At 60.4% G+C, this 15,584-nt stretch carries 15 protein-coding genes and 1 tRNA gene; 3 read left to right on the top strand and 13 right to left on the bottom strand.

From position 1 onward, the window contains the following. Positions 1–35 precede the first annotated feature (35 nt). Together LB453_RS10060 and LB453_RS10055 are read right to left on the bottom strand one after the other, a co-directional pair. Complete coding sequence (locus LB453_RS10060) at positions 36–287, bottom strand: Arc family DNA-binding protein (RefSeq protein WP_103796906.1); 252 nt, start codon at positions 285–287, stop codon at positions 36–38. Positions 288–365: 78 nt separating this feature from the next. Beyond that, complete coding sequence (locus LB453_RS10055) at positions 366–1,064, bottom strand: phosphohydrolase (RefSeq protein WP_103796905.1); 699 nt, start codon at positions 1,062–1,064, stop codon at positions 366–368. Positions 1,065–1,669: 605 nt separating this feature from the next. Here LB453_RS10055 and LB453_RS10050 point away from each other — a divergent pair. From LB453_RS10050 to LB453_RS10040, 3 genes are all read left to right on the top strand, one after another. Next, positions 1,670–2,347, top strand: a complete 678-nt coding sequence (locus LB453_RS10050; protein WP_224481717.1) for a hypothetical protein — start codon at positions 1,670–1,672, stop codon at positions 2,345–2,347. 158 nt (positions 2,348–2,505) lie between these two features. Further along, a complete protein-coding gene (gene mtfA, locus LB453_RS10045) occupies positions 2,506–3,282 on the top strand; it encodes a DgsA anti-repressor MtfA (protein ID WP_103796903.1) in 777 nt (258 codons plus the stop codon). A 103-nt stretch (positions 3,283–3,385) separates the two neighbouring features. After that, positions 3,386–3,461, top strand: a tRNA-Asn gene (locus LB453_RS10040). A gap of 152 nt (positions 3,462–3,613) precedes the next feature. Here LB453_RS10040 and LB453_RS10035 read toward each other — a convergent pair. The 11 genes from LB453_RS10035 to LB453_RS09985 all read right to left on the bottom strand — a co-directional run bounded on the left by LB453_RS10035 (position 3,614) and on the right by LB453_RS09985 (position 15,274). Beyond that, positions 3,614–4,366, bottom strand: coding sequence for an alpha/beta fold hydrolase (locus LB453_RS10035; protein ID WP_103796902.1), 753 nt, complete (start codon positions 4,364–4,366; stop codon positions 3,614–3,616). 8 nt (positions 4,367–4,374) lie between these two features. Next, positions 4,375–5,439 (bottom strand): class I mannose-6-phosphate isomerase, encoded by a 1,065-nt coding sequence (locus LB453_RS10030; RefSeq protein WP_103796901.1) that lies wholly within the window; start codon positions 5,437–5,439, stop codon positions 4,375–4,377. Positions 5,440–5,457: 18 nt separating this feature from the next. Then, positions 5,458–6,315, bottom strand: coding sequence for a glucose 1-dehydrogenase (locus LB453_RS10025; RefSeq protein ID WP_224481716.1), 858 nt, complete (start codon positions 6,313–6,315; stop codon positions 5,458–5,460). A 201-nt stretch (positions 6,316–6,516) separates the two neighbouring features. Continuing rightward, positions 6,517–8,319, bottom strand: coding sequence for a DNA/RNA non-specific endonuclease (locus tag LB453_RS10020; protein WP_224481715.1), 1,803 nt, complete (start codon positions 8,317–8,319; stop codon positions 6,517–6,519). A 123-nt stretch (positions 8,320–8,442) separates the two neighbouring features. Next, positions 8,443–8,613: a hypothetical protein gene (locus tag LB453_RS10015; protein ID WP_199187350.1), complete on the bottom strand. Its 171-nt coding sequence runs from the start codon at positions 8,611–8,613 to the stop codon at positions 8,443–8,445. A 123-nt stretch (positions 8,614–8,736) separates the two neighbouring features. Then, a complete protein-coding gene (locus LB453_RS10010; RefSeq protein WP_103796898.1) occupies positions 8,737–10,146 on the bottom strand; it encodes an EmmdR/YeeO family multidrug/toxin efflux MATE transporter in 1,410 nt (469 codons plus the stop codon). Positions 10,147–10,265: 119 nt separating this feature from the next. Then, on the bottom strand, positions 10,266–11,015 hold the full coding sequence (locus tag LB453_RS10005; protein ID WP_103796897.1) for an ABC transporter ATP-binding protein: 750 nt from the start codon (positions 11,013–11,015) through the stop codon (positions 10,266–10,268). Further along, entirely contained in the window at positions 11,008–11,883 is an 876-nt protein-coding gene (locus LB453_RS10000) for an ABC transporter ATP-binding protein (protein WP_103796896.1), read from the bottom strand. The genes LB453_RS10005 and LB453_RS10000 overlap by 8 nt, the downstream gene beginning before the upstream one ends. Then, positions 11,876–13,150 carry a high-affinity branched-chain amino acid ABC transporter permease LivM gene (gene livM, locus LB453_RS09995; protein WP_375337764.1) on the bottom strand — a complete coding sequence of 425 codons (1,275 nt, stop codon included), beginning with the start codon at positions 13,148–13,150 and terminating at the stop codon, positions 11,876–11,878. Before livM ends, LB453_RS10000 begins: the two co-directional genes overlap by 8 nt. A gap of 10 nt (positions 13,151–13,160) precedes the next feature. Then, the gene (locus LB453_RS09990; RefSeq protein WP_103796894.1) at positions 13,161–14,075 is read right to left on the bottom strand and encodes an ABC transporter permease subunit; all 915 of its coding nucleotides are present in this window, start codon (positions 14,073–14,075) and stop codon (positions 13,161–13,163) included. A gap of 83 nt (positions 14,076–14,158) precedes the next feature. Further along, a complete protein-coding gene (locus LB453_RS09985; protein WP_103796893.1) occupies positions 14,159–15,274 on the bottom strand; it encodes a branched-chain amino acid ABC transporter substrate-binding protein in 1,116 nt (371 codons plus the stop codon). Positions 15,275–15,584: the final 310 nt, after the last annotated feature.

Below are 15,584 nucleotides of genomic sequence, written 5' to 3'. Positions count from 1 at the left end.
CGCCCATAAAAAACCCGTCTCGCGACGGGTTCTGATTATTTCTTCTTCTTGCTCTGTTTCTTTAGCAGAGCACGGAGCTGTTTGACCTCGTCGGCGGAAAAAGCACTGGACGCGGTTTCCGCCGTATCCTGGTTGTCTACCGCCGATGCGCTGGGTGGCAGCAGGCTCTCCTGTAAACGCTGAACAATCTCCTGACTCATTGAGATCTGATTCTCCTGCGCCAGCTGTTTAAGCTGCTCTTTCAGCGCGGGATCAATCTTAATCGTCAAATTTACCGTCTCAGTCATTCCTTTACTCCCTTCGTTTATTTTCATCAACGTAGCGGAAGCAACGAACATTTAACAGACTGTCATAAAAATTTAATATTAGGCGCGTAAGGGGCTGAAATCGCGCAGCACCGATTCGTCAAAGCTGGTGAGATTGCCCTGCAGCTCGGCGCATAGCTTGGCCATATAGTGCACCAGAAAGTCCGCGTTATGCTGCGCCAGCGCCCTGCCCGCCTCGGTCTGCATGGTATCGGGCAGCCGCAGCAGCTTCTTCTGAAAGTGATCCAGCGTCCAGTTGACGTCGTTAAGCTCGCGCATCTTGCCGAGCGGATCCTCATTATCAAACAGCGGCCGGTTGAGCGCGCCAGCCGTATAGAAGACGCGCGCCAGCCCGATAGCGCCCAGAGATTCAAGCCGATCGGCGTCCTGCACAATTTTCGCCTCCAGGCTTTCCGGTGCGATGGCGGCGCTGAAGCTATGTGCCTTCACCGCGTGCGCCACCGCCGGGATCAGCGCGGCGGGAAAGTCAGGGAAATCCTGCGTCAGGATGCGCGTCGTCTCTTCGGCGGCGTAGGTTGAAGCGAGATGGCGTTCAGGATGGTTTTTCGGCAGGTTGACCACATCGTGAAAGTAGCAGGCGGTAAGCACCACCAGCGGGCTGGCGTCGCTGCCTGCCATAATACGCTGTGCGCTCATCCAGACGCGGCGCAAATGGGCAATATCGTGCGCCTTGTCATCGTGAATCCAGTTAATCTGAAACCAGCTTTCGAAGCGCGTTTGCCAGAGTGAGAGCGTCATGGCTTATCTCCCTGTTAATGTTTGGGTAGCGGTCTTAACAGCGGACCCTACGCAGTGGGACGTCATCTTACCGACTGGTTGATGACAAATTTTTGACACAGGGTGATGTAAAATGCGTCGTAATAAAAAATGATTCGGAAAAAATGGGACCGAAATCGAGTTATAGCGCTAATTCAACCATTATCCCAGCCTTTCGCAAATTTTCAGCATTACCCCATATCATTTAGCTTAAGCAAAACTTATTAATATCCGGCAAAACTGACTCGCTATACCCCAACCCGGAGAGGCTGCCTGCCGGTCTCAACTCTCAGGCTCAATCAGGATATCTACGCCTTGTGAAGGTTAAAGAATCTGAAAAGGTTTCAAAAACGTCCGATATAACGTACTGTATTCGGGTTATACCAGGTAAGGGACCACTTAGTAGACTCGGACTGGTGCGTTTTTTGCATTTTCGCTTTTTCCTAAAGGCAAATCGTTGTGTTGCCGTTACTGTAAGTCGACAAAGTGTTAAGCAGATTGATGTAAAATTATCAAAGCTGCACGCAGGCGCAAGACAGCGGTTTAGTGTGTGTCCACCGGGTTCTATTTATATTCAGAGGTAATCAATGAAAGAACGGCCGATTCTTTTTTCCGAACAGCGGGTTCGCGCCCTGTTGGTTGGCCAGCAGACCCAGACCCGGCGCATCATGAAAACCCAGTCTTTCGGACCCGGTCAGGATCATCATGAGGGCGTTCACGCGTTTGACGTCAACGCTAACCATCTTCATGGCTATAAACTGATGTCGATGGCCGATATCAGCCAGCACTGCCCTTACGGCAAGCCGGGCGATATCCTGTGGGTGCGTGAAACCTGGCGCGGCCCTATCGTGCCGGAAAGCGATCTGGCGGAGTATGAGCGCGATCCGGCGCCGTTCCGCCTGCCAGCCTTTTGCCAGTACCGCGCCGATAACAATGAGCTGGGACATCACGCCCAGAGCGGCCCGGAAGCCGATCAGTTCGGATGGCAGACCGCCATTCATATGCCGCGCTGGGCCAGCCGTATCAACCTGCAGATCACCGCCGTGCGCGCGGAAAAAATCCAGGATATCAGCGACGATGACATTATGGCGGAAGGCGTGCAGACCGATTCGCACTTCCTCAATAACTTCTTCACCATGAATATGAATGCAGAGACGCCTAAAGAGGCTTATCGTAAGGCGTGGCAGAAGCAGTACGGCGCCACCAGCTGGGAAGTAAATCTCTGGGTCTGGGTTATTGAATTTGAACGCGTCGCGCGCAATTAAGCGCTTTGCGCGCTGAATCACAGACATATTGCATGCTAAGTGGTTGAATAGACAGCTCTCATCCCTGCAGTCAGATTAAGGTGCCAGCGACCGCTTTGGATGCTGGCATTTTTTCTGGCGGTCAGGATAGCGCGGGTAGTTCGTCAGCGAGTATTGCGATGTTTAAATGGCCGTGGAAAAACGAGAACCGCACCTCCGTCGCCGATCTTCCCTGGCGACAGGCGCTGGCGCAGCCGGTGTTCAGCTGGCTGGATGAGGATGAACAGCAGGCGCTGATCGGCATGGCGCAGCGTTTCCTGCAGCAGAAGAAGCTGGTGCCGCTGCAGGAGGTAGAGCTTGACGCGCTGCACAGCGCGCGCCTCGCCCTGCTGTTCTGCCTGCCGGTGCTGAAGCTGGGGCTGGAGTGGCTCGATGGCTTTCACGACGTGCTGATCTACCCGGAACCCTTCGAGGTCGCCGACAGCTGGGAAGATGAGCAGGGGCTGGTGCATCACGCCGCCGCCGTCCATGCCGGGCAGAGCTGGACGCAGGGACCGATTGTGCTTAACTGGCTCGATCTGCAGGATGCGTTCGATCTCTCTGGCTACAACCTGGTGATCCATGAGGTGGCGCACAAGCTCGACGCGCGCGGCCGTGGCTATACCAGCGGTATACCAGTAATGGCGCTGCGCGATGTGGCGCTGTGGGAGAAAGATCTGCGCGCCGCCATGGATGAGATTGAAAATGAAGTTGAGCTGGTGGGCGAACAGGCCGCCACCATCGATCCCTACGCCGCCAGCGACCCCGCCGAGTGTTTCGCCGTGCTCTCTGAATACTTTTTCACCGCGCCCGATCTGCTCTATGAGCGCTTCCCGGCGATGTATCACCACCTGAGCCAGTTTTATCGTCAGCATCCGCTGCCGCGTTTTGACGGTTTTTCATCCCGCGACGCTTAATTCGCGATCGCTTTGCTGCAAAGCTAGCCAGTTGAATGCTAATGTGTTTTTCGCTGTTGACAGGCCGGAGCGCGGCCATTAATATGCGCTCCATCGAAACGATTCCTCTGTAGTTCAGTCGGTAGAACGGCGGACTGTTAATCCGTATGTCACTGGTTCGAGTCCAGTCAGAGGAGCCAAATTTAAAAAGCCTGCTTACGAGCAGGCTTTTTGCTTTCCGCTGCGGACGACGATGACTAGTCGCAGCGGCGACGCTTTTTTCCCCCTTTGCAAAAAGCCCGCTCAGAGCAACCTGAGCGGGCTTTTTGATTTTAACGCCTGGCTTGCGGACTCAGAGATCGCGCTGTGCAAACGCCAGCATCCGCTCCGCCAGCGCCTGAGGCGTCTGCATCGGCAGCAGATGCCCGGCGCCGTCGATAATCTCCAGCTCCCCCTGCGGCAGATGGGTGCGCATCACCTCAATCTGATCCTCAACGCCCGGCACGTTGCCATCCTCGCTGCCGAGAACCATCATGGCGGGCAGCTCAAGACGGCCAATCTGCTCGCGCAGATCTTCGCGGCTGCCGTGCAGCGCCCAGGCGCGAAAAGCGGCTGGCGCGGCGTGTTGTGCATCGGCTATCGCCACCTCGCGCAGCACGTCCGGCAGGCGCGCGGAGCAGGCGCCGTCGACAAAGACCTCCGCCTGCTGGCGCGAGCCATCAAAGGCGGCCTGCGCCTGGCGATCCTGCTCGCTCATCGGCTGTGGCCCAGGCGGCGATGGTGCCACCAGCACCAGCCGCTGAAGGTAATCGGGCCGGCGGGCGGCAAGCGCCAGAGCCACTTTGCCGGTCATCGAGTGGCCAACAAGAATCACCTTTTCCAGCTGCAGCTGGCGAAGGGTTTCATCAACCCGATCCGCCATAGCGGCCACATCATAGCCATCCTGGTCTGACGCCTCACCAAAGCCGGGCATATCCAGCGCTACGCAGCGGGCGGCGCGGTCCAGCCAGGGCAGCACTGAAAACCAGGTGCGATGCGATCCACCCAGATAATGCATCAGCACAAATGTCGTCTCGCCCTCTCCCTGCAAGCTGTAAGGCAGCATAGAACCTCCTATATCATGGTGCCGTGAATGTCGCCCAGCCGCGCAATCGCCGCCTCGCTATATCCCGCCTGACGCAGCGGGGCAACCACCTCGCGCGCCAGATCCGGCACATAGCCAATCAGCAGCTCCCCGGCGTCGCGCAACCTCACCTCCTGCAGCGCGGCGGGCAGCAGCAGCGATTCAGCGCGGCCCAGCGTGACGCTGACGCCATTCGCCTCGACCGTTAACGGCTCGCCGAGGTTGGAAACAATCCGCGCGCTATCGAAGCTGAACTGCTGCGGCTCGCTAAAGCGCCAGCGCTCCAGCGCAAAATAGGGGCCTGCGCAGCAGAACAGCCGCGTCAGCCCCGGGGCCTCCAGCGCCAGTCCGGGCTGCGGCGTGCAGCGCAGCGCCGGCCGTAGCTCCTCCAGCAGCGCATCGATATTCTTCTCCCACTCCTGCTGAGAGAGGCGCGAGCCATCCTCCATGCGCCACGGCATCGCATGCTGCTGGATATTGGAGGTCTGTTCAATCTCATAGATCAGCGTATCGGGACCGAAGCTGTGCAGCATGCCACCGGGCACATAAAAGGTATCGCCCGCCTTCACCGGTACACGATGCATTACCGCATCGTAATCCTGCGCCAGCAGTGCGGCCTTTAGCCGGGCGTTATCCACGCCGTCACGCACCCCCAGCAGGCAGGTGGCGTCAGGGGCGGCCCAGAGAATATGCCAGGCTTCGCTTTTGCCGTTCGGCTGCTGCTCGAGCTTTTGCGCCAGCGCGTCGTTAGCGTGCAGGTGAACCGGCAGCATGCCGGTTCCGTCGATAAACTTGCTGAGCAGCGGAAAAAAGGGGCCGCGCCAGCCAGGGGCGACCATCTCGTCAGGGTAGCGTTCGGTGAGCTGGCGCAGCGTCTGGCCCGCCAGCTCGCCGTTGGTGACGGTGGCGATCATGCCGTCCACGTCGCTGATTTCCCAGCTCTCCGCCACGCGCGTCTCAGGCAGCCCCGCTTTTCCCAACTGCTCCCTGATACGCTGGCCGCCAAAGATATGGGTGGCGAGCGGCGTAGTCAGTTTTAAAGGATAAGCGTTCATCTCTCCTCCTGGACGAAATCAGATAACCGCGACGCCGCCTGTCACCGCAATGGTGGCACCGGAAATATAGCTGCCTTCATCGCTGGCCAGCATCACATAGGCTGGCGCCAGCTCGGCGGGCTGTCCCATACGCTCCAGCGGGACTTCGCTGCCGAAGCTTTCCACCTGCTCTGGCGGCATGGTGGCCGGGATCAGCGGCGTCCAGATAGGACCAGGGGCCACGGCGTTGGCGCGAATGCCCTTCTCTGCCAGCAGCGCCGCCAGACCGCCAGAAAAGTTCACGATAGCGGCTTTGGTAGCGGAGTAGGCCAGCAGCTTCGGCTTCGGCTGATCGGCATTGATCGAGGCGGTGTTAATAATGGATCCGCCAGCTGGCATATGGGGCACCGCCGCCTTGCAGATATAGAACATGGCGTAGAGATTGGTTTTCATGGTGCGATCGAATTCGTCATCGCCAATCTCCTCCAGTGAGGTGCGCGTCATCTGGAAGGCGGCGTTATTCACGACGATATCGATTTTGCCGAAGCGCTCGGCGGTCTGCGCCACGATGCTGCGGCAGTGTGCCGCTTCGGTAACGTCGCCGGCAATCAGCAATGCCTGCTGACCCGCCTCTTCAACCAGTTTCGCCGTATCTTTTGCGTCTTCATGCTCGTCCAGATAGGAGATCACCACGTCCGCGCCTTCCCGGGCGTAGGCGATGGCAACGGCACGGCCGATGCCGGAGTCGCCGCCGGTAATAACGGCGGTTTTGCCTTTCAGGCGGCCAGATCCCTGATAGCTGGTTTCCCCATGATCGGGTTTGGGGTCCATTTTCAGAAAGCTGCCGGGCCACGTCTGCTGCTGCGCCTGATGAGGATTCTGGGGACGATCTGTCATAGTTTCTCTCCTTTTAGCGACTCTTTCACGCTCGTCGGTGGAGCTGAATCGTTATCAGCCTTGAGCCCTAAGTGTAGCAGCCATGTCAGAATCGCAAGTCCGATGGCTAAGCGTAACGGCTTGAAGGAACAACGATTTTGTCAAAAAAGAGGCGTAAAAAAGCCCGCACAGCCGGGGCTGGGCGGGCTTTCGCAGGCAGGGTTACAGCAGATCTTCCCAGTCCATAATCAGCTTCGCCGGCAGCGGTTGCGCCAGCAGAGACTCATCCGGCTGCCAGCTCTCCCAGTCGCGAAAAGCGGCGAAGTTCAGCCCGGTGAGCGTCTCCAGCGCGCTGACCGTCACGCGGTACTCATCGACGTTGGGGCGCGGCGCTGTCTGGGCGTGGGGCAGCACGCGGCGCGGCTCATCCAGCAGATCCGCCTGGCTGACCAGCAGCGCCGTCGCCTGCGGCTGACCTGCCCTGTTAATGCGCAGCACCACCTTCCAGAACATCAGCGGCACCTGCCATTCAGCATACTGCCGCCACTGGTCGTTCAGTACCGGACCGGTCAGCACGCTGATTTTCCGCTTCGACTCCAGCACGCCCGACTCCAGGATATAGCGCTCTACCCCCTGCCAGTACTGCAGGCTCTGGTTGAAGCGAAAATGCTGCGGCGAACAGTTGGTAAAGTGAAAGGTATCTTTGTTAGCGCGCACTGCTTCCGCCGCCGTGCCCCATGTGGGGTCGCTGCGCCGCGTGAGATGACCGCGATCGAACCAGCGGCTGAACTCGCTGTAAAAAGCCTGACCGGTGACGTAGCGGCTGTCGATACGGCTGTCTTCCACCCAGCGATCCCCCTCCTCCAGCAGCGACGGCTGGCCGTTGCCGCGATCGATGGCGATATAGCGCGCGCCGTCGATATTGGTGGCGGTAAAAAAGGCGAGCCGCCGCTCGGCGTTCATCAGCAGTGAAAAATGCTCATAGTCGAGCTGCGCTTCCGCTCCCTGACGGCCGTCGCGCAGCGGTGCCACCTCGGCGGCGCGCGGCGCAATAATGGCCGCCAGATCGATCGGCGCGCCCTCAAGAAACACTGGCTGAAAACCGTCGCGGTTGCCATAGCCGCTCTCCGGCGCGGTGGCGGTGGCATACGGCGGCACGCCGTCGCTGCCGGTGAGCGCCTGCATCAGCAGCGCCTGCTGCGGCGCAGGCAGCTGCGGCAGCTCGCCCTTCAGCCAGTCGATAATAGCGCTGATGCGGATCCCTTCATTCACCCAGCCGTCGTCGCTCTCGACCCCGCCGTGATGCAGCGCCACCAGCTGCCAGCTGTCGTTGAACACCGGTGCGCCGGAAGAGCCGCCGTCGGTGTCGGCCGCATAGTGCAGCAGCTGCTGGTGACGCGCCAGCAGCGCGTTGTTGCGCAAGGTGATCTGCTGCGGCGCGCCGCCCGGATGGTGGATAAGGTTGAGACTGATGCCCAGCGCATGCTTGTCGTTGCGATCGTTAAGCGCCAGCGGCTGCGGCGCGTCGCCGCCTCCCTCAATCCCCTCACCCAGCGCAATCAGGGTGCAGTCCAGCTCATCGGTGGGGCTGGTGAGGAAAAAACGCGCTGCATCGATGCCAAAAGTGACGCCGTCCACCAGTTCGCCCGCTTCCGTGCGCCGCCAGCCGAACTGCAGGGTAATGCGGCCCGACGCAGGGGGTGCCGGCAGCAGATGATGACAGGTGACCAGCAGGCCGCCGTGGGTTAAAAACGCGCTGCCGACGGGCACGCCATCTTCGCGCAGCAGCGCTACGCCGCGTGCGCAGGTCAGGCCCTGCGCTAAAAAAGCGATCGGCAGCAGATCGTTGCTGCCGCCGACAATCACCTCCTGACGCACGTGCTGCTGAAAGGCGTAGCGCTGCGCGCGGCCGCGATCCGGCTCCGCCGTTACGCCCTGCGCCAGCGCGGCGCGGGTCTGCGCACGCTGCTGCGCGGTCAGTGCCAGCCGCGCGCTAATCAACGCGGCACTCTCTTTATCGCTCATTCGCTTCTCCAGGATAAAAGGCATGCTGCCCTTTTAACCATAGCCGCTGCGGCTGAACCTCAGACGAAAAAAAGCCCGCTGGGTAGGAGCGGGCTTTAGCGCCGGTAGCGACAACAGGGATCGCTATTTTTCATGGTAGCGATGCACAGAGGGAAAATATTCAAAGCCGTAAAGCTGGCTAATGGGAAGCAACAGCTCCTGCTCCAGGCTTAACTCACTCTCGACGCGCGCGTCGTGCTGGGGTACCAGCCAGGCATCGACGCGCTGTTTCCACAGCTGCAGTAATGTTTTCATCGGGTTCACCCTCCGTCAGTCAGGCATTCAGTAAACCCTCTGCGCAGCCGTAACTGAACCATCAATTTCTGCGCTTTATTGCTGAAAAACAGATAACGGTGGACCGCGCCGGTCAGCCTGGCGCTACGGCTGCTTCGCCGCCATCTTGCGGTAATTATCCAGCCACTTGCCGCTCTTCAGCCGCCACCAGAAGCAGACGCCGCGCACCGCCCAGTCGAGGAACATGCCGAGCCAGACGCCGACCACCCCCATGCCGAGCATAATGCCCAGCACGTAGCCGACCACCACGCGCGCCCCCCACATGCTGAACATCGAGACGTACATGGTGTAACGGGCGTCGCGCGCCCCCTTCAGCCCGGCAGGCAGCACCCAGGAGGCGGCCCAAATTGGCATAAAGGCGGCGTTCAGCCAGATGAGATGCTGGGTCACGCTGATTACGTCCGGGTCGCGGGTATAGAAGCGCGCCAGCACGCCGGAGAGCGGCACGGTCATAAACGCCAGCACGCAGAGACAGAGGCTCGCCAGCCAGAAGACATGCCTGATCTGCCGCTCCGCCTGATAGACCTGATTGCGCCCCAGCCGGGTGCCGGTGATGATGGTTGAGGCGGATCCCAGCGCGTTGCCCGGCAGGTTGATCAGCGAGGCGATAGAGAAGGCGATAAAGTTGCCGGCGATAGCGTCGGTGCCCATGCCCGCCACAAACACCTGGGTCAGCAGCTTGCCGCCGTTAAACAGCACCGATTCGATACTCGCCGGGACGCCGATACCCAGCACCTCCATCAGGATTTTCGAATCCCAGCGGCGGAAATAGCTCGGCAGGCTGATCTTCAGCGAGGCGTTAAAACCGATCATCAGCACGTAAATTACGCCGATAGCGCCGATATAGCGCGAGATGGTCAACCCCAGCCCGGCGCCGACGAAGCCCAGCCCTTCCCAGGAGAAGGCGCCGTAGATCAAGACGCTGCTGATGGCGATATTCAGGATATTCATCCCGCCGTTGATCAGCATCGGGATTTTGGTATTCCCCGCGCCGCGCAGCGCGCCGCTGCCGATCAGCGCAATCGCCGCCGCCGGATAGCTCCACGCCGAGGTCTGCAGATAGCTCAGCGCCAGCTCTTTGACTTTTGGCTCCGCGCCGCCGGCGATCAGATCGATGATCAGATGCCCCCACAGCTCGATGGCGAACACCAGCACCAGCGACAGCACCGTCATCAGCGCCAGCGACTGACGCGTAGCCGCGCGGGCGCGCTTGCCGTTGCGCTTCGCCAGGCTAAAGGCGACCACCACCGTCGTGCCGAGATCGATGGCGGCAAAGAAAGAGATAATGATGATGTTGAAGCTGTCCGCCAGCCCAACGCCCGCCATCGCCTCTTTGCCCAGCCAGCTCACCAGAAATGTGCTTAATACCCCCATCAGCATCACGCACAGGTTTTCGATGAAAATGGGCACCGCCAGTGGCGTGATCTCACGCCAGAACAGCGTGCGATAAAAGCGTCGTTTGGGATACCACGCGGTGCGCTTTATCGCCTGCATCACTGCTACGCCAGGATTTTGCAAGGGAATAACCAAATCAGAACAGATTGGACAGGAGTTCTAATGATGAGTCCGCTTATCTATTTATGCAAAGCGTTTCCCTGATTTTTCAATCATTATTACACTCTTTTCTCGTCGTTTACCGCAGCGGCTGCCGCGCCGCCCAGATAGGCGCTGCGCACCTCTTCATTATTGAGCAGCTCCCGGCCGCTGCCGCTGAGGCGGATCTCGCCGTTAGCCATCACATAGCCGCGATCGGCGATAGCTAACGCATGACGGGCATTTTGCTCGACCAGAAACAGCGTCATGCCCTGCTGCGTCAGCTCGCGCAGAATCGCGAAGATCTGCTTAACCACAATCGGCGCCAGCCCGAGGCTCGGCTCGTCGAGCAGCAGCAGCTTCGGCCGGCTCATCAGCGCGCGGGCGATCGCCAGCATCTGCTGCTCGCCGCCGGAAAGGGTCATTGCCCGCTGCCTGCGCCGCTCCAGCAGGCGCGGAAAAAGCTCATACATCCGCGCCAGATCGCTTTTCTGATGCGCGCTGCCGATGGCGATGGTACCCATCTGCAGATTCTCCTCAACCGTCATATCGGCAAAAATCCGCCGCCCTTCCGGCGCCTGGGCGATGCCGCTGGCGGCGATAAAATGGGTCGAGCGCTGGCTGACAGGTTCTCCCTGAAAGTAGATTTCACCCTGTGCGATGCGCGGCTGGCCGAAAATCGACATCAGCAGCGTCGATTTGCCGGCGCCGTTGGCGCCGATCAGCGCCACGGTCTCGCCGGGCTGCACGCTGAGCGACACCTTTTTCAGCGCCTGCACCGGGCCGTAATAGAGATCGACCGCGTCAAACTTCAGCATCGGTTCAGCCATCAACATCCTCCTCTTCTGCGCCAAGATAGGCGGCAATCACGCGCGGGTCCTGCTGGATCTGTCGCGGCGCGCCCTGGGCGATAACGTCGCCGTGGTCGAGCACCACGATATGGTCGGAGATCGCCATTACCATCGGCATGTCGTGCTCGATCAGCAGCACGCTGATACGGTGGTCAGCGCGCAGACGGTGCAGAATTGCGCTCAGCGCCTCGGTCTCCACGGGATTGAGCCCCGCCGCCGGCTCGTCGAGGCAGATAAGCTCCGGCTGGGTACACATGGCGCGCGCAATCTCCAGACGCCGCTGCTGGCCATAGGAGAGCGTGCCGGCCAGCCGATTGGCCGTCTGCGTCAGATCTACCGTTTCCAGCCAGTAGAAGGCGCGATCGAGCGCGCGGTTCTCCGCCTCGCGATAGCTGCGGGTATTGAAAATGCCCGCCAGCAAATTGCGGTTCGCCAGCATATGCTGCGCCACCAGCAAGTTCTCAATCACTGACATTTCGCGAAACAGGCGGATATTCTGAAAGGTGCGCGCCAGCCCGGCGCGGTTCACCAGGTGGGCGCCGCCGAACATCTTGTACCAGAGCCGTGAACCCAGCTGCGTCGGCCGCAGCCAGTCCTGCGGCTCGATTTTCTGGCCGAGAATTTGAATCACATCGGTGCTGCGCGACTGGGCGTTCAGCAAAATGCGGCCGCCGCTGGCGCGGTAGAAGCCGGTCAGGCAGTTAAAGACCGTGGTTTTGCCCGCGCCGTTGGGGCCGATTAGCGAGGTAACCGAACCGCGCTGCACGCGCAGGCTGACGTCGTTAAGCGCCCTGATGCCGCCGAAGCGCATCATCAGATGATCGACCTGAAGGATAGCGTCACTCATGGCGAACTCCTTTGCGCGGCGCGACGCCGACGCGGCTGGTGCGCACCAGTCCGCGCGGCCGCCAGATCATCATCACCACCATCAGCATACCGAACAGCAGCACGCGGTATTCGGCAAAGCTGCGCAGCAGCTCTGGCGCCACCGTCAGCACAAAGGCCGCTAGCACCACGCCGAGCGTCGATCCCATACCGCCCAGCACCACAATGGCGAGGATCAGCGCCGACTCGAAGAAGGTAAACGAGGTCGGATTGACGAATCCCTGATAGCTGGCGAAAAAGACGCCCGCGATGCCCGCCGTCGAGGCGCCGAGCATAAAGGCCGACAGCTTCACCAGCACATGATTTAACCCCATCGCGCGACAGGCGATCTCATCTTCACGCAGCGCCTCCCACGCGCGTCCGACCGGCATGCGCGTCAGGCGGTGCTTGATAAACAGCACCAGCGTCACCACCAGAACCAGCACCACGTAGAGAAAGATAAATTTCATATTGGGGTTGTAGTCGAGGTGAAAGAACGCATGAAAAGGTACGCCGCCTTCGCGCGCGCGCCGACCAAACTCCAGGCCGAGAAAGGTTGGCGACGGCACGGAGACGCCGTTCGGCCCGCCGGTGAAGCTCAGCCAGTTGGTCAGCACCAGGCGGATGATCTCGCCGAACCCCAGGGTAACGATAGCCAGGTAGTCGCCGTGCATGCGCAGCACCGGAAAGCCGAGCAGCGCCCCGGCGAAGGCGGCCAGCAGCGCGGCCAGCGGCAGCATGCTCCAGAATCCCAGCCCGAGATACTGATAGCCGAGTGCCAGCCCGTAAGCGCCGATGGCGTAAAAGGCGACGTACCCGAGATCGAGCAGCCCCGCCAGCCCCACCACGATATTTAGCCCCAGTCCCAGCAGCACGTAGATCAGCCCGAGGATCGCCACGGTCAGCAAGTATTTGCTGGAGAGAAAGGGAAACAGCAGCGCCACCGCCAGCAGCAGCGGCAGGATCCAGCGCAGCCGCGAGCGGTAGCCCGGTTCGCGCACGTAGACGCCGTCGTCCGCACCTTCGAAGCGTCGCAGCAGCGCCCGCCCGCGCCCGGTCTGCAAAAAGAGGCTGAGCAGTAGCCGTCCCGCCATCACCACCGCCACCAGCAGCGCCACGCGCATGGGGGCGAGCGTAAAGGCGTACCCTTTCAGTACCACGCCGACGACAGGTCCGAACACCACCACCGCAATCAGCCCGGCCAGCAGGGTTTCACGCAGCGCCTGAGACACACTGATAGATCGACTCATCATTGCGCCCTCACACTTTCGCCACCAGCGGACGGCCAAGCAGCCCCTGCGGGCGGAAGATAAGGATCACCACCAGCAGCGCGAAGGAGAAAACGTCTTTGTAGTCTGAGTTCACCAGCCCGGCGAACTGCGCCTCCGCCACGCCGAGCAGCAGCCCGCCCAGCATCGCGCCAGGCAGCGATCCGATACCGCCCAGCACCGCCGCGGTGAACGCCTTGATGCCGATGATAAACCCGGCGTAAAAGTCGAAGGTGCCGTAGTTCATCGTCACCAGCACCCCGGCCAGCCCGGCCATCGCCGCGCCGATCACGAAGACCAGCGAGATAACGCGATCGGTATTGATGCCGAGAATAGCCGCCATGCGCCGGTCCTGCTGCACCGCGCGGCAGATACGGCCGAGGCGGGTGTACTGGATAATCCAGGTGAGCAGCGCCATGCCGCAGAAGGCGGCGGCGAGAATAAAGAGCTTGGTCCAGGTGATCTGCACCAGCCCGCCGTCAAACTCGAAGCGCAGCACGCCGGTGAGCAGCGTCGGCACGCCCTGCTGATTAGGTCCCTGGCTCAGCTGCACGTAGTTTTGCAAGATAAGCGACATGCCGATGGCGGAGATGAGCGGCGCGAGGCGCGTCGAGTGGCGCAGCGGCCGGTAGGCGATACGCTCGATGGTCCAGCCGTAAACCGCCGTCACCACCACGGTAAACAGCAGCGTGCCGAAAATCAGCAGCGGAAAAGAGTGCACGCCAAAAAAAGAGAGCAGCGCCAGGCCGATGGCGCAAAGATAGGCGGAGATCATATAGACCTCGCCGTGCGCAAAGTTAATCATGCCGATAATGCCGTACACCATGGTGTAGCCGATCGCGATCAGGCCATATACCGCGCCCAGCGTCAGCCCGTTGATCAGTTGCTGAAGTAAAAAGGCGTCCATAACGAAGTCTCTGCGCAAAGCGGACCGCGCAACCGGGCGGTCCGGACAGGAAACGCCCTGCGCTGCGCAGGGCGGGCTCAGGCTTACAGCTGGTGATATTTACCCTTGTCGTCCCACTGATAAACGACATAATCGGACACTTTCAGATCGCCCTTGCCGTCCCAGGCTTTTTTACCCATAACGGTGGGCACATCGTGAGATTTCAGCCATTCGCTGGCTTTCTCATTGTCTTTGCCCGCGCCTTTATAGGCGGCAGCCAGCGCCTGAACAGAGGCGTAGGCGTAGAGGGTATAGCCTTCCGGTTCAAAGCCCCCTTTGCGGAATGTCTCAATCACCGCTTTGCCGTCGGCGATCTGACGCGGATCGTTGCCGAAGGTCATATAGATGCCGTTGGTGTACTGCGGCCCGCCCGCGGCGGTGACCAGCTCCTGCGTCACGATGCAGTCGCCGGAGAAGAAGTTAGCTTTAACGCCCTGCTCGCGCATCTGGCGCACCAGCGGGCCCGCCTCGGGGTGGCAGCCGCCGAAATAGACCACGTCGGGATGCGCCTGGGCGATTTTGGTCACCAGCGCGTTAAAATCTTTCTCGCCGCGCGACAGGCCCTCATACATCACCTCTTTTACGCCGCGCTTCTCCAGCGCCGCTTTCGTGGCGTCGGCCAGCCCCTGCCCATAGGTATCTTTGTCATGGATAATCGCGACCTTTTTCGCTTTTAGCTTATCGAGCATAAAAGTGGCGGCGATGGCGCCCTGCTGGTCGTCGCGCCCGCACATGCGAAACAGGGTTTTCATGCCGCGCTCGGTGATCTGCGGATTAGTGGATCCCGGCGTAATCGACAGCACGCCGGCGTCGTCGTAGACCTCCGAGGCGGGCATGGTGCTGGAGGAGCAAAAATGGCCGACCACCGCCATCACCTTATCCTGATCGACAAGTCGGTTCGCCACCGCAACCGCCTGTTTGGGTTCGCAGGCGTCGTCTCCCTGCACCAGCACGATTTTCTCGCCGTTGATGCCGCCCGCCGCGTTGATATCCTCCGCTGCCTGCGTCGCCCCTTTCCAGTACTGCGCGCCATAGGTGGCGTTGGGGCCGGAGAACGGCCCGGCGACGCCGATTTTTATATCGGCCTGCGCACTCAGCGCAGCGCCGAAACAACCTGCAATTACGACGTTTAACGACAACTTGATCAGTTTCTGAGACATGCTGTCTATCCTCGACACAGTTAGTTTGCGTTCGCCAGACCACGGCGCAGGAGCGGTGAATGTTTTTTAATTCGGTTCGGGAATGCTACGCGCGACGCTGAAGGCCGCTATTAATCGCAAGCAAGAATCTCGCCAGAACCAATCGGGCGGCGGGATTTCGCCAAAGGAAGGTGGCAACGCCAGCGACAGCGCACGACGTCACCTTCTGATTCATTTAAACGTAGGCGGGGTTTGGCAACACGCCAGCACCCTGTTGGTGCATAATGCGGTCGATCACAGATTCTTGCTTTGCGGCGGCGGCAAACCCGCT

It is taken from the genome of Pantoea agglomerans, from assembly GCF_020149765.1.
GTDB classification, from domain to species: domain Bacteria; phylum Pseudomonadota; class Gammaproteobacteria; order Enterobacterales; family Enterobacteriaceae; genus Pantoea; species Pantoea alvi.
This window is presented reverse-complemented; position numbering and strand designations above follow the sequence as displayed.

Bases quoted from the DNA above. Each gene is read 5' to 3' on its own strand.
- LB453_RS10060 (WP_103796906.1), bottom strand. From the start codon at position 287: ATGACTGAGACGGTAAATTTGACGATTAAGATTGATCCCGCGCTGAAA.
- LB453_RS10055 (WP_103796905.1), bottom strand. From the start codon at position 1,064: ATGACGCTCTCACTCTGGCAAACGCGCTTCGAAAGCTGGTTTCAGATT.
- LB453_RS10050 (WP_224481717.1), top strand. From the start codon at position 1,670: ATGAAAGAACGGCCGATTCTTTTTTCCGAACAGCGGGTTCGCGCCCTG.
- mtfA (WP_103796903.1), top strand. From the start codon at position 2,506: ATGTTTAAATGGCCGTGGAAAAACGAGAACCGCACCTCCGTCGCCGAT.
- LB453_RS10035 (WP_103796902.1), bottom strand. From the start codon at position 4,366: ATGCTGCCTTACAGCTTGCAGGGAGAGGGCGAGACGACATTTGTGCTG.
- LB453_RS10030 (WP_103796901.1), bottom strand. From the start codon at position 5,439: ATGAACGCTTATCCTTTAAAACTGACTACGCCGCTCGCCACCCATATC.
- LB453_RS10025 (WP_224481716.1), bottom strand. From the start codon at position 6,315: ATGACAGATCGTCCCCAGAATCCTCATCAGGCGCAGCAGCAGACGTGG.
- LB453_RS10020 (WP_224481715.1), bottom strand. From the start codon at position 8,319: ATGAGCGATAAAGAGAGTGCCGCGTTGATTAGCGCGCGGCTGGCACTG.
- LB453_RS10015 (WP_199187350.1), bottom strand. From the start codon at position 8,613: ATGAAAACATTACTGCAGCTGTGGAAACAGCGCGTCGATGCCTGGCTG.
- LB453_RS10010 (WP_103796898.1), bottom strand. From the start codon at position 10,146: ATGCAGGCGATAAAGCGCACCGCGTGGTATCCCAAACGACGCTTTTAT.
- LB453_RS10005 (WP_103796897.1), bottom strand. From the start codon at position 11,015: ATGGCTGAACCGATGCTGAAGTTTGACGCGGTCGATCTCTATTACGGC.
- LB453_RS10000 (WP_103796896.1), bottom strand. From the start codon at position 11,883: ATGAGTGACGCTATCCTTCAGGTCGATCATCTGATGATGCGCTTCGGC.
- livM (WP_375337764.1), bottom strand. From the start codon at position 13,150: ATGAGTCGATCTATCAGTGTGTCTCAGGCGCTGCGTGAAACCCTGCTG.
- LB453_RS09990 (WP_103796894.1), bottom strand. From the start codon at position 14,075: ATGGACGCCTTTTTACTTCAGCAACTGATCAACGGGCTGACGCTGGGC.
- LB453_RS09985 (WP_103796893.1), bottom strand. From the start codon at position 15,274: ATGTCTCAGAAACTGATCAAGTTGTCGTTAAACGTCGTAATTGCAGGT.